Origin of the sequence: Prochlorococcus marinus str. MIT 9515 (genome assembly GCF_000015665.1) — a bacterium.
GTDB classification, from domain to species: Bacteria; Cyanobacteriota; Cyanobacteriia; order PCC-6307; family Cyanobiaceae; genus Prochlorococcus_A; species Prochlorococcus_A marinus_P.
Genome location: NC_008817.1, coordinates 1,644,006 through 1,657,613, shown reverse-complemented (window position 1 = coordinate 1,657,613; position 13,608 = coordinate 1,644,006). Strand labels below are relative to the sequence as shown.

The following is a 13,608-nucleotide window of genomic DNA, read 5'->3' as shown; positions in this document are numbered from 1 at the left end:
TAATCGATAATGTCTGTAATTCCTCTTTTACCAATATTCCATAAATTTAATAAGCAATTTTTTGATCAATCTCTAACAATTAATAAAGAGCCTTTAGTAAAGGTTAGATGGAGTGATAACAGATTAAAAACAACTGCAGGTTTTTATAAGCGAAAACAATTTAATGGAGTTATTGATTCTGAGATTATTTTATCAAAGCCAATTTTAAGTAAATTATCGTCTAATCAAATTTATAGTACGCTCTGCCATGAAATGATTCATGCCTGGGTAGATAGGATTTTGAATATTAATGAGATACACGGGCCAAATTTTCTAAGTAAAATGAACCAAATCAACAAAGAAGAAAAAAATTTTCAGATAAGTATTAGACATAATTTTCCAGTTGAAAGAAAAGCATTAAAATATATAGGAAAATGCTTAAATTGCGGGGAGAAATATATGTATAGAAAAAGGATGAAGAATATCGCTTGTAAAAAATGCTGTAATTTGTTTTTTAATGGATCTTGGAATAAAAACTGTTTAATTTTATTTGATTGACAATTTAAAAATGTGATTATGTTTCTTTATTTAGAATTTCCTATTATGTTGTTGTAACTTGATATTTAAAACAAAGATAATTTATGGATTCTCGCAGGCCTAGAAACTTTAGAAATAATTTTGATAGAACAATACTTGATAAGCAAGTTGATAAAATTGTTGAAACAGGAAGACAATTTGTTGATGGGGTATCAGGTTCAAGACCCGGAAATAAAAGGAGTACTGATTTCCGAGGAATATCTCGCAGGAATGTTAAAAATGTTGGTAAATGGGTTTCAGATAAAATGGATGTGTTTTTTGAAGAGGAAGATTTGTCAGATCAGGAAAATAGTTATGCACATGTACAAGATATTAAATCTTTTTCAAGAGAATCTAGATCTGATGAATTAGCAAAGATATCCTCAAAACGTCCTTTAGAGGCCTTATCTTTAAGACAACCTAAAAATATTCAAATAGATGAACAAAAGAAGTTGCCTTATGGAAAATCAAACTATTTTGATGAATGGCCGGATGATTCAGACTTAAAAGTTAATAGATGGCAAAGATCTGCTGAAAAAATTGATGATCTTAATGGTGATGAAGATAACATAACAAGTGGTTTAAATAATGGGAGAAGTCTTCCAAGGTCAAGACGAAGAAGAAGAATATAGATTAGAAAAATTTTGAATTCCTGAGGAACCTAACCAAGTTTCTAATTGAGGGTTGAAGACCTCACGAATAATGGTTAAAGGTTGTTTATTACGAAAAAATCTGTAATTTCTTGACCAAAATGGACCTTTAAAACAAAATTCTTCCTCCAACCAATTCGCATTAACTATTGAAATGCTATCGACTTCTCTAAACAATTCTGATCTATCTTGAGTTAAGTTTTTCCAAATTGGTTCTTCTTTTGCTTTTAAATTCTCACTGACTTGTTGTGAATTCCACCAACTTTCAGCCCACGCAAGACTTTCGTTTTGATTTTTAATCCAAACTTGCCTTCTAATTAAAGGTTCTTTTAATTGATTGATTTCTATTGGACCTTCTTTATTAAAGAGAGGATCTATTTGCATAGATATTAATTTGATTTTTGTTTCTTGATTAGTTAAAAGTTGTAAATGTCTTGTTGGACTACCATCACCTAATAACATTAATTTCCATGAGCCAGATATTTTTGGTAAAGAATTTTCAACTAAGAAAGCAGTAGCTTTCTCTTCCCATAAAATTCTTGGTGAGTTAAAGAGTTTATTATTCAGTGATGATACCAATTTCTTTTAAGATGATAACTTTTTTTCAACAAAACTATTTGTCTTTTCTTTTTTTATTTCTTTTATTTTAAGCCAAACTAGTAATGCTGTTAAATCAGCTTTACTGACACCGGGTATTTTGGAGGCATCCCCAAAATTAGTAGGTTTTATTTTATTTAAGTTTTCGCGGGCCTCTAAAGATAGAGTATCTATTAGGTCATAATTAATTTCGATTGGCAGTGATTTGAGACTTTGACGATTTATCTGATCGATATTATTTTGTTGTCTTTTAAGGTAACCTTCGTATTTAATGTCTATTTCAACTCCTTCCATAACTGCTATTGGTAGACTTTTGTTTGCCAAATCATATTTTATAAAATCAGAGTAGTGAACATTTGGTCTTTTTAAAAGATCTTTCAATGTCGTCGATCCTTTAATTTTTGAGCCACTTTCTAACTCTATGTTTCTGGCGATTTCATCAGTACATTTTAAACGTGTATTTTCTAATCTTGAATTTTCTTCTTTAAGTAATTTCATTTTTTCTTTATGAGCAAACCATCTTCGTTCATCAATTAATCCTATTTCAAAACCCAAAGGAGTCAATCTCCTATCGGCATTGTCTCCTCGTAAAGTAAGTCTGTATTCACTTCTACTTGTGAGAACTCTATATGGTTCTTTTAGATCTCGTGTTATTAAGTCATTGATCATAGTGCCTATATAGCTGCTCTCTCTTGAAAAGATTATTGGATCTTTCATATTAAGTTTTCTAGTTGCATTTATTCCAGCTACTAATCCTTGAGCAGCAGCCTCTTCATAGCCAGTTGTACCATTGATTTGTCCAGCACTAAATAAATTGTCTATCTCAATAGTTTCCAATGATAACTTAAGTTGAGTTGCAGGAATGTATTCATACTCGACAGCATAAGCAGGCCTAAGCATTTTACATTTATTTAAACCTGGTAATGTTCTTAAAAGTTCTAATTGAATATTTTCAGGTAACCCAGTTGAGAATCCTTGTACGTAAATTTCAGGCGTATTTATCCCTTCAGGTTCTAAGAAAATTTGATGTGAATTTTTATCTGCAAATTTTACGATTTTGTCTTCTATAGAAGGGCAATATCGAGGTCCTTTACTATCTATAAATCCTCCATAAATTGGGGTTAAATGCAAATTATTACGAATTAATTCATGAGTTTTTTGAGTTGTTCGTGTTATGTGGCAACAAATTTGTGGCATGTCGTTTTTTATTTTGGGATCAAATGAAAAATATTTATCTGAAGCTGTGCTTGGCTGAATATCTAATGCATCAAAAGAAATACTTTTTTTATCCACTCTTGCAGGAGTTCCAGTTTTTAGTCTCTCAGTTTTTATTCCAAGACTATGTAAGCTTTCAGTTAAACCTTGAGCCGCTTGCTCTCCGGATCTCCCTGCAGACATCGATTTATTACCTATCCAGATTCTCCCTTCCAAAAAAGTTCCGGCAGTTATTATTATTGATTTTGCAGAATAGCAGGTTCCAAAAAAAGTTTTCACACCTTTAATTTGCTTTGTCGTATTCTTTGAGTTTTTGGTAAAAGTTTCAACCTCTTTTATCAATAATTCAGTAATCATGGCTTCTTTCAAAGATAGATTATCAGTGTTTTGTAGTATCTCTATCATTCGTTTCGAATATTCTCTTTTATCGGTTTGAGCCCTTAATGCCCAAACTGCTGGCCCTCTGCTCGCATTTAATATTCTTTTCTGTATTGCTGTCTCATCAGCTAGTTTCCCAATGATTCCACCTAAAGCATCAACTTCATGTACTAATTGACTTTTTGCTGGTCCACCTACCGCGGGGTTGCATGGTTGCCAAGCAATTCTATCCAAATTTATTGTGAATAATGCGGTTGAAAAGCCTAATTTAGCTGTCGTAATGGCAGCTTCACATCCTGCATGTCCTCCTCCAATAACAATAACGTCAAAAGATTCATTGGAGGATTGTTGCTTTTTCATTTTCGTGATGAATTAATTAGCTAAATTCCTAAATCTTGTAAATTGTGGTTCAAATAATAATTTAACAGTTCCAACGGGTCCATTTCTATGTTTAGTGACAATAATTTCAGTTATGCCTCTATCTTCAGTTTCTGGATTGTAATATTCATCTCTATAAATCATTAATACTAAGTCGGCATCTTGTTCTATAGAACCCGATTCTCTAAGGTCACTTAACATAGGCCTTTTATTTGTTCTTGACTCAACTCCTCTACTTAACTGAGATAAGGCTACTACTGGTACTTTTAACTCTCTTGCCATGCTTTTAAGACCTCTAGTAATACGAGATAGCTCTTGAACTCTGTTGTCTGGTGTTGTACCTTCCATTAGTTGCAGGTAGTCAATAACTATTAAACCCAGTTCTTTTTTCTGCTCAGCTATTAATCTTCGGCATAGCGATCTCATCTCTAAAACACTTAAATTAGGTTTATCATCAATAAAAATGGGAAGTTGACCTAATGAGTTGATTCCTTCTCCAAGTAAAGGCCATTCATCTTGTTGTAGTCTACCTGTTCTTAATCTTCCACTTTCTATACCCACTTCCATAGAAAGTAATCTATAAGTAAGTTGCTCTTTACTCATCTCAAGGCTGAAGACACAAACAGGAAGATCCTGAGATTGAGCTACATTCTTTGCTAGGTTCAAAACCATGGAAGTTTTACCCATCGATGGTCTTCCTGCCACAATTATTAAATCACTTCTTTGAAAACCTTGAGTCATTGCATCAAGATCATAAAAATTGACCGGAATACCAGGAACAGATTTACCCAACGACCTTGACTCTATTTCATTAAAAGTACTTGTAAGAATTTCTGCCGCCTGAGTAAGACCTTTAGTGGGTTTTTCTTGGCTAATTTCAAAAATTTTTTGCTCTGCCTTATCTAATACTTCATTAGTTTCTTGTGTTTGATCAAATCCTAGCTGAATTACCTCATTCCCAGATCGGATTAGTTGTCTCCGTATAAATTTATCACTTATTAAATTCGCTACTTGTTCTATTGAAGCTGTGGAAGAAACGTTTTCTACTAGTTCTACTAATTTAGAATTTCCTCCAATTTTTTCAAGTGATCCATTGTCTGCAAGCCACGCACTCATTGATGTTAAATCTGTAGGTTTGCCTTGCGTGTGTAACATTAGGGCTGTTTTGAAAATATCTTGATGCGCATTTATATAAAAAGCTTCTGGTTTAATTAAATCTGCAATTCTTCCAATTGCATCCGGATCAAGAAGAATACCACCTAAAATAGCTTCTTCTGCTTGAATATTTTGGGGAGGAACTAATCCTGCATTTTCGCTACTATAGTCTTTTTTGAAATTTTTATTAGACCCATTATTTGGGAAAGGAACCGAAACCATATAATTGAAGACTTAGATATATACTCTGACTACTTTTAGAAATAATGCAACAAAGTTATTAACTTGTTACTTCAATGTTAACTTCCGCACTTACTTCTTGATGAAGTTTTATTTTGGCGACGAATGAACCTAAATTATGAATGTCCGGTACTGTTATGTCTCTTCTATCAATATCTTTTTTGGTAGCTGATTGTATTGCCTCTGCAACATCTCCATTTGTAACAGTTCCAAACAGAACCCCATCTTCACCAACTTGTTTTTTAATTGTAAATCTACCAATGGTTGTTAAAGCAGTTTTAAAGTCAATAGCTTCTTGTTTTAATTTTTCTGCAGCAATTTTTTCTTTGGCTCTTTTTCGTTCAATTTGTTTCAGAATAGATGGGGTAACATTAGATGCTTTACCGAAAGGTAATAAGTAATTTCTTGCATAACCGGGAGCAACCTCAACAACATCACCATCTCTTCCGAGTGTGGCAATTGATTCTGTTAAAACGACTTTTACTCTTTTAGCCATAAAATTATTAGTTTATATATTTAATAATAAGTCCTAGAGGGTAATTTTACTTTTTTTGCATATCCCAATTTAGCAAGAAGTTTAATATGCTCCCAAGTCAAATCAATTTGCCCTTTGAATAAACCCTGTCTTGCTGAATTAGGGAAAGCGTGATGATTATTATGCCATCCCTCTCCAAATGTTAAAGCTGCAACCCAAGCATTATTTTTTGATTCATCACCGCTTTCAAAAGGAGCCTTACCCCAACAGTGAGTAGCTGAGTTTACTAACCAAGTTATGTGATAAACGACTACAAGTCTTAAAGGTATCCCCCATAAGACCATTGCCCAGCCTCCAACTTCTAGTTTTTGTCCTATTGCGAATAAGCATAAGCCAATTGGTATTTGAAGAAAAAGAAAATATTTATTTAAAAATCTATAGTAGGGGTCTTTTATTAAATCTGCACTTAACTTTGGTACTGCTTTAAGAGCTTCAACATCTTTAAACATCCATCCCATGTGACTCCACCAAAATCCCCTCTTGCTATTGTGATGATCGACTTCTGTATCCGAGAATGAATGATGATGTCTGTGTAAACCAACCCAATCAATAGGACCATGCTGACAGCTTATGGCACCACACGTGGCAAAAAATCTTTCAAGCCATTTTGGAACAACAAATGATCTATGGGAAAGCAATCGATGATAACCCAAAGTGACTCCAAGGCATGCAGTTAACCAGTAAAAGAAAAATAATGCAGTTACCGCGGGTAAGCTCCAAAACTGTGGTTGTAACGCTACAAAAGATAATACATGTATTGCGATCATAAAAAATATAGTCCCCCATGTCTTATGTAATCTAGGAGGGTAATTTTTAGAGTGGCTAGATGGAGCTAAAAATTTGTAGTGAAGTTCTAAAACCTTTTCTGCAGGTACAGGTCTTTTTAATTTGGCTGTTTCTTGGAAGATAACTGATTTCATAATATTGGAAGAGCTGTTTTCAAAAAGGCCGATATGTAATATTATCATACTATACTATTGATTATTTTAATTATCCGTGAGTTTAGGATATCGGGAGAAATTATTGAAGGGTCGAAGAGCTATGGCTCATTTGATTCATCTTTGGCATGAGAGAAATGCATGGTCACACAGGGTTTTGCCTCTGCTTTCTGAAATACTTGATTTAGGTAGAGTGCATAATTCTCAGATTTCAAATTTAAGGAATGGAAAGTTGTCATCCCCAGGGCCAGAAGTTTTTCTTGCTTTGGCACAAGTTAATACGATTCTTGATCAAGGTATAGATTCGATAAGGGATCAATTAGAAGAAAATCACCCAGAATTATGGAGATCATTGGAAGATTCTGCTCTGCCACTAAAAAATGACTCTGGTAAGCCATTGTCAGCAGGAGAATTATTTGAAATTTTTTCAGGATTGAAACCTCTTCCTTCATCTTTCGATTGGTATATCGAAGATCATGAAGCCTCTACATTAAGCGATGCTCTTTCTGATCATTTTTGTCAAAACAGGCCTTGGAGATATTGTAAAGTTGTCGTTATGGAGGCATATACAAGTTCAAAGCCTTTAAGAAGAGAGCGTTTCGCGGAAGTGATAGCTGGAATAAAAGATTATACGGCAGAGGAATTAGATGGAGAATTACTTGATCTTTATGAGACATCAAAAAAACTTTCTTATTTTAGTGAGGGAGGACCTAACGCTTTTCTTATGCATTTAAGAGATATAGCTTTTCAAAAAAAGAGAGTTTTAAAGAATGAAAAATAATAAAAATTATAATTTTAATTTAGCCAAAGAGATGGTTATTGCATTAGAGGAAGATTTAAAAGATATTTTTCACGAAAGATCAAATCAAATTTATGACAAATTACAGAATATCTTGAGAATTTTTAATGAAGAAAAAGTCTCAACTATTCATTTCAATCAATCAACAGGTAGTGGGCATGATGATTTATCTAGACAAAAGATTGATGATGTATTTGCAAAATTTTTTCTTGCAGAAAAGTCAGCTGTAAGAATGCAATTTGTAAGCGGGACTCACGCGATAAGTTCCGTTCTTTTTGGAATTTTGCGTCCCGGTGATTTAATGTTATCTGTTACAGGCAATCCCTACGATACCTTGGAGGAAGTGATAGGTATTAGAGGAAAGGGAAAAGGTTCTTTATTAGATTTAGGAGTTGAATATCGACAAATTAGTATTGATGAAAAAACAAATTCGTACGATGAAAAACTTATAACTTTTTTTAAAAATAATAAATGTAAATTAGTATTTATCCAGAAAAGTTGTGGTTATAGTTGGAGAAAATCTTTAAATAATAATCAAATCAAACATATCTGCAATCTCGTTCATTCTCTTAGTCCTGGGTGTATTTGTTTTGTTGATAATTGTTATGGAGAGCTTGTAGAAGAAAGTGAACCAATTACCAACGGTGCAAATATAATCGCTGGATCACTAATTAAAAACTTGGGTGGGACAATTGTTCCTACTGGTGGATACATTGCAGGTGATTCTGAATTAGTTGAAATGGCATGTTGTAGGTTAACTGCACCAGGAATTGGAGCCGATGCAGGAATTAACTTTGGTTGTGGCAGATTAATTCTGCAGGGATTATTTTTAGCACCTCAAATGGTGCATGAATCTCTCAAAGGTGCCGATTTGGTTGCTGCCGTTTTTCAAAAACTAGGTTTTATGGTTTTACCAAAGCCAAAGTCTTACAGGTCAGACATAATTCAAGCAGTTAGATTAAATAATCCACACTTAATACAAAAAGTATGTCAATCGTTTCAAAATTCTTCACCGATAGATTCTTTTTTAAGTGTCATTCCTTCTCCAATGAGTGGTTATGATTCAAATTTATTAATGTCAGGAGGCACGTTTATTGAAGGAAGTACAAGTGAATTTTCAGCTGATGCTCCTTTACGAGATCCATATAATATTTTTGTTCAAGGTGGTTCTCACATGGCTCACATCAAAATTGCTTTAATTCAATTAGTATTTGAGTTATTAGAAGAAAATCTAATTGAAAGGGAATCTCTCATTTTTTCATAAATTTTATTATGTCCTATAAGTTTCCGAATAATTTAAAGTATGCCGATACACATGAATATGTAAAGGAAGAAAATGGATTGTTAAAAATTGGTGTTAGTGAATTTGCAATTGATCAATTAGGAGATATTGTTTTTGTTGAATTAGTTGAAAAAGGAACTAATTTACAAAAGGGAGAAACTTTTGGAACAATAGAGTCTGTTAAGGCAGTTGAAGAAGTATATCTTCCCTTCGCAGGAGAAGTGCTTTCTGTAAATGAAAGTGTTATTGATAATCCAGAAATTTTGCAAAATGATCCAATTGGCAATGGATGGTTGCTAATTATTAAACCAGAATCGAATGTTTTATTAGACGAATTAATGAATTCAGATGAATATAAATCAAAGGTTTCACCAAATTAAAGCAAATTTTTAAAAACCGGCTATTTTAAAGAAAAATAAATTAAATATGAATCCCTCAATTAACTCGGATTTATTTATTGGAAGGCATCTTGGATTGAAGGAGAATGATGAGAAAAAAATGCTTCAAAAACTTGGCTTTAATAACATAGACGAATTTATTAATCAAGTTATTCCTGAAGATATTCAGTTTAAAGAAAAATATTCAAATAGCCTGCCAATAGGCTGTTCTGAGATTGAGGCATTGAACGAATTAGAAGAAATATCTAATAAAAATCATAAAATAAGATCCTTAATCGGTCTTGGATATTATGGTACCCATACTCCAAAGGTTGTCCAAAGGCATGTATTAGAAAACCCCAGATGGTATACAGCTTATACCCCTTATCAAGCAGAAATTGCGCAAGGCAGATTAGAAGCTTTATTTAATTTTCAAACTTTAATTTGTGAATTGACAGCATTCTCAGTGGCTAATGCTTCGCTTTTAGATGAGGGAACAGCTGCTGCAGAAGCAATGACAATGAGTTTTTCCGCCAGGAAAAATAAGTCCTCAAATATTTTTTTAGTAGATGAAAATGTTTTTGATCATACATTTAATGTTTTATTGACGAGAGCTAAACCATTAGGAATTGATTTAAAACGTTTTAATCAAAAGCACCTTAAAAATTATGATGATGTTTTTGGTCTCTTAATTCAGCTTCCTGGGAAAAATGGAGAATTATTTGATCCAACATTTTTAGTTTCCCAAGCTCAAAAAGCAGAAATCATTGTTACATCAATTATTGATCCTCTTGCGCAAGTTTTAATAAAACCAATAGCCGAATTTGGAGTAGATATAGCTGTTGGAAGTCTTCAAAGATTTGGGGTCCCAATGGGCTTTGGTGGTCCTCATGCAGCATTTTTTGCATGTAGTGAAAAATATAAAAGACTTATACCCGGAAGAATAGTAGGGCAAACTCTATCTAAAAACGGAGAACAATCACTGAGATTGGCACTACAAACAAGAGAACAACATATAAGAAGAGAAAAAGCGACTAGTAATATTTGTACAGCTCAATCGTTGCTAGCAATAATTTCCTCTTTTTATGCCATCTATCATGGTGCTAATGGCTTAACAAAAATGGCTAAGAGGTTAGTTTTATTAAGAAGATATTTAGAATCGTGTCTTTGTGAGTTAGGTTTCAAAATACCTCTTGGGAATAGGTTTGATAGTGTGGATATTTACTGCGAGGAATCTGAAAAGATTCATAAAGAAGCTTTGAAAAACGGATTTAATTTTAGAATTTTACCTTTGGGTTCGTCGATTGAGGATTCTACAGGATTTGGAATTTCCCTAGATGAGCTTACTGATGAAAATGAAATCCGTAAAATAGTTAGCTTAATAGCAAATGGTGTCGGTAAAAAAGAAGATTTTAAACACATTAAAGTTAATAATTCTTTTCATTTTGAAGGTATTCCTCTAAGAAATAAAGAATGGATGCAACAAAATATATTTGAGAACTATCAAAGTGAGACTGATTTAATGAGGTATATTTTTAAACTTGCTGAGAAAGACTTTTCACTGGTTGATGGAATGATTCCGCTGGGAAGTTGTACTATGAAATTAAATTCTGCAGCAGAGCTTAGTCCAATTTCATGGGCTAATTTATCTTCAATTCATCCTTTCGCTCCAGCTAATCAAACTAGAGGTTATTCAAAAATAATAAGTGATCTTGAGAAATGGATTAGTGAACTTATTGGTTTGAATTCAGTTTCGTTCCAACCAAATGCAGGCTCTCAAGGTGAGTTTGCGGGTCTATTGGCAATTAATTCTTATTTCGCTTCAAAAGGCGATTTAGCAAGAAAAAAATGCTTAATTCCACAAAGTGCTCATGGAACAAATCCTGCTAGCGCTGTTATGGCAGGTTTTGATGTTGTAACTATAAAATGTGATTCTGAGGGTAATATTTCATATGAGGATTTATTAATTAAGGTCAAAGAACTAGATAATAAAATCGGTGCATTAATGCTAACTTATCCCTCTACTCATGGAGTTTTTGAATTAAAAATCAAAGAAATTTGTGAATTAATTCATTCAGTTGGCGCATTCGTTTATTTGGATGGGGCCAATCTTAATGCTCAGGTCGGATTGTGTAAGCCTGGAGATTATGGCGTGGATGTCTGCCATTTGAACTTACATAAAACTTTTTGTATACCTCATGGCGGCGGCGGACCAGGTGTTGGTCCAGTTGCAACATCTGATATTTTAAGTCCTTTCCTTCCTTCCCATTCTTTAACAGATAACATTTTTAGTCACCTTGGATATTCTGTATCTTCTTCACAGCACGGAAGTGCAAGTATTCTTCCAATAAGCTGGATGTATATTAAGATGGCCGGTCAAAGCGGTTTAAGGAAGGCGAGTACTCATGCAATATTGTCAGCAAATTATATTGCTAATAAATTAAAAAATAAATTTAGGATTTTATATAAAGGACAAAATAACTTCGTTGCTCATGAATGCATTCTTGATTTTCGGGATTTGAAGTCAAAAACAGGTTTAAGTGTAAATGATATAGCCAAAAGATTAATAGATTATAGTTTTCATGCTCCAACAATAAGTTGGCCGGTTCCTGAGACTATTATGATTGAGCCGACAGAAAGTGAAAGTTTGACAGAATTAAACAGATTTTGTGAAGCTATGCTTTTAATAAGCGAAGAAATTGAAGAAATTGAAAACAATATTGATCTTAAAAATAATAATCTAATTAGTAATGCTCCTCATACCATAAGTGAATTGATCTCAGATAATTGGAATTATCCTTATTCAAAAGAAAAGGCTGCATATCCTTATAAAGGTAAATACGAATATAAATTTTGGTCTTCAGTATCAAGGATTGATAATGCTTATGGAGATAGAAATTTAATTTGTTCTTGTAATGTCAATGATCAAGATTTCTTAGAGGAGAAAAAATGTGCTTAAAAGACTGGCATTTTCTTGTTTTTTTAGTTAATGTCAATTTGAATAAAAAATTTAATATTTTCTTATAGAATTTTTTTAAATTTTTTGATTATTATTATCAAGCATCAAATTTATTTGGGGTATTTGAAGCTATGAGCAAAGATCTTAAGGATGGCAAAGTTAAACTCTTGCCAATCAAGAATTTGGATTTACCAAATTTTGTTAATAATTTATCAGTAAATAATTTAAAAGTTGGTTCTGTTGAAGGTACTAATGTTATTAGGGTGCCTTTTGGGAAAAGATTTCCAAAAAAACAGAGGCCTGATAAGAATCAAAATATAGCTACTTTAATACTTCCAATCAATACATTTATTAATCCTACGCCACCACCTCATGTAGCTTAATTCAAAGAACATTAAGAGATATTTTCTAGTGTTTCTGAATAATATTTTTGTAATTGAAGAGTAGCTTGATTCCAGTCCCACTGTTCAGCTTCTTTTCTAGCTTCTATTCTCATAGCTTCTTTTTTATTTTTATCTGCCAAAATTTTCTTCGTGGCTTCAATTAAACTTTTTTCTCCATTGTCTTTTTCATCTGGGTCATATAAGCAGCCGTTTATTCCATCGTTGATAATATCGGGAATTCCTCCTTTATTTGCTCCTATCACTGGGCATCCTGCTGCCATTGCTTCTAATAATACTAATCCAAGAGTTTCCGTGCTTGACGGGAATAAGAAAATGTCTCCAGATGCATAAGCACTGGCAAGTTCTTCTCCAGACAAATAACCTACAAAATTTGTTTTAGTGTTTTCAAAAATTTTTTCTAACTGACTTCTGTATGGACCATCTCCAACAAGAGCTAGACATGCTCCTGGTATGCTTTCTAAAACTGGTTTAATTCTCTCAATTTGCTTTTCTGCAGATAATCGACCTACATAAATCAAAAGTGAATCGGCATCTTTATATTTACCAAATAATTTTTCTCTCATTTTTTCGCTTCTTAATTCTGGTTTGAAGTTTTCAGTATCTACGCCCCTTTGCCACAAAGCAGTCCTTTGTATGCCTTTGTCTTCAAGTTCATTAACCATTGCAGATGAGGTACAAAGATTTAATAAGGCTTGATTGTGAGCTGCTTTTAATAATTCCCATAAAAGCGGTTCTAACATTCCCATTCCATAGTGTTCAAGATATTTTGGAAGATGTGTATGGTAGCTTGCAATTAGGGGAATATTATTTGTTTTAGCTAGCCATATACCTCCTAGACCAAGTACTGCTGGATTAACTACATGTATTAAATCTGGCTTAAATTGTTCTAGCTTATCAGAGACTGCGGGGCCAGGAAGGCCTAATTTCAATTCAGGATATAATGGTAATGGCATAGCAGCTACACCAACTATTGTCGCTCCCTGATAAGTATTAGGACAACCCTCGGGACAAAATACGATGACTTCATCTCCATTTTTTGTTAGAAATTCGATTGTCTTAGTTAATCTTGTTACTATTCCGTCGACTTTAGGCAGAAAAGTTTCAGTAAAGAATGCTATTTTCACTTGTTTAAATTAGATATTAAAA

At 33.2% G+C, this 13,608-nt stretch carries 13 protein-coding genes; 7 read left to right on the top strand and 6 right to left on the bottom strand.

Going from position 1 to position 13,608, the window contains the following annotated elements; translation table 11 throughout:
- The first annotated feature begins 9 nt into the window (after window positions 1-9).
- The gene (locus tag P9515_RS08975; RefSeq protein WP_011821159.1) at window positions 10-537 is read left to right on the top strand and encodes a SprT family zinc-dependent metalloprotease; all 528 of its coding nucleotides are present in this window, start codon (window positions 10-12) and stop codon (window positions 535-537) included.
- Window positions 538-620: 83 nt separating this feature from the next.
- On the top strand, window positions 621-1,187 hold the full coding sequence (locus P9515_RS08970) for a hypothetical protein (RefSeq protein ID WP_011821158.1): 567 nt from the start codon (window positions 621-623) through the stop codon (window positions 1,185-1,187).
- Here the strand turns inward: P9515_RS08970 and P9515_RS08965 are convergent.
- From P9515_RS08965 to P9515_RS08945, 5 genes are read right to left on the bottom strand one after another with little or no spacing between them, the layout of a single operon-like run.
- Complete coding sequence (locus P9515_RS08965; protein ID WP_011821157.1) at window positions 1,164-1,784, bottom strand: chorismate lyase; 621 nt, start codon at window positions 1,782-1,784, stop codon at window positions 1,164-1,166. The two genes, P9515_RS08970 and P9515_RS08965, sit on opposite strands and share 24 nt — an antisense overlap.
- Before the next feature lie 6 nt (window positions 1,785-1,790).
- Window positions 1,791-3,755 carry a tRNA uridine-5-carboxymethylaminomethyl(34) synthesis enzyme MnmG gene (gene mnmG / locus P9515_RS08960; RefSeq protein ID WP_011821156.1) on the bottom strand — a complete coding sequence of 655 codons (1,965 nt, stop codon included), beginning with the start codon at window positions 3,753-3,755 and terminating at the stop codon, window positions 1,791-1,793.
- A gap of 12 nt (window positions 3,756-3,767) precedes the next feature.
- A complete protein-coding gene (gene dnaB, locus P9515_RS08955) occupies window positions 3,768-5,150 on the bottom strand; it encodes a replicative DNA helicase (RefSeq protein WP_011821155.1) in 1,383 nt (460 codons plus the stop codon).
- 58 nt (window positions 5,151-5,208) lie between these two features.
- Window positions 5,209-5,664, bottom strand: coding sequence for a 50S ribosomal protein L9 (rplI, locus tag P9515_RS08950; protein WP_011821154.1), 456 nt, complete (start codon window positions 5,662-5,664; stop codon window positions 5,209-5,211).
- Window positions 5,665-5,684: 20 nt separating this feature from the next.
- The gene (locus P9515_RS08945; protein WP_041710805.1) at window positions 5,685-6,623 is read right to left on the bottom strand and encodes an acyl-CoA desaturase; all 939 of its coding nucleotides are present in this window, start codon (window positions 6,621-6,623) and stop codon (window positions 5,685-5,687) included.
- 76 nt (window positions 6,624-6,699) lie between these two features.
- Between P9515_RS08945 and P9515_RS08940 the strand changes: the two genes are divergently transcribed.
- From P9515_RS08940 to P9515_RS08920, 5 genes are all read left to right on the top strand, one after another.
- The gene (locus P9515_RS08940; RefSeq protein WP_041710666.1) at window positions 6,700-7,422 is read left to right on the top strand and encodes a hypothetical protein; all 723 of its coding nucleotides are present in this window, start codon (window positions 6,700-6,702) and stop codon (window positions 7,420-7,422) included.
- Window positions 7,412-8,704 carry a methionine gamma-lyase family protein gene (locus tag P9515_RS08935; protein WP_011821151.1) on the top strand — a complete coding sequence of 431 codons (1,293 nt, stop codon included), beginning with the start codon at window positions 7,412-7,414 and terminating at the stop codon, window positions 8,702-8,704. Before P9515_RS08940 ends, P9515_RS08935 begins: the two co-directional genes overlap by 11 nt.
- Window positions 8,705-8,712: 8 nt before the next feature.
- Window positions 8,713-9,102, top strand: coding sequence for a glycine cleavage system protein GcvH (gene gcvH / locus P9515_RS08930; protein WP_011821150.1), 390 nt, complete (start codon window positions 8,713-8,715; stop codon window positions 9,100-9,102).
- 46 nt (window positions 9,103-9,148) lie between these two features.
- Window positions 9,149-12,058 carry an aminomethyl-transferring glycine dehydrogenase gene (gene gcvP / locus P9515_RS08925; RefSeq protein WP_011821149.1) on the top strand — a complete coding sequence of 970 codons (2,910 nt, stop codon included), beginning with the start codon at window positions 9,149-9,151 and terminating at the stop codon, window positions 12,056-12,058.
- Between the two features lie 131 nt (window positions 12,059-12,189).
- On the top strand, window positions 12,190-12,441 hold the full coding sequence (locus tag P9515_RS08920) for a hypothetical protein (protein WP_011821148.1): 252 nt from the start codon (window positions 12,190-12,192) through the stop codon (window positions 12,439-12,441).
- Window positions 12,442-12,452: 11 nt separating this feature from the next.
- On the opposite strand, the gene P9515_RS08915 is transcribed toward P9515_RS08920, so the two are convergent.
- On the bottom strand, window positions 12,453-13,586 hold the full coding sequence (locus tag P9515_RS08915; protein ID WP_011821147.1) for a glycosyltransferase family 4 protein: 1,134 nt from the start codon (window positions 13,584-13,586) through the stop codon (window positions 12,453-12,455).
- Window positions 13,587-13,608 lie beyond the last annotated feature (22 nt).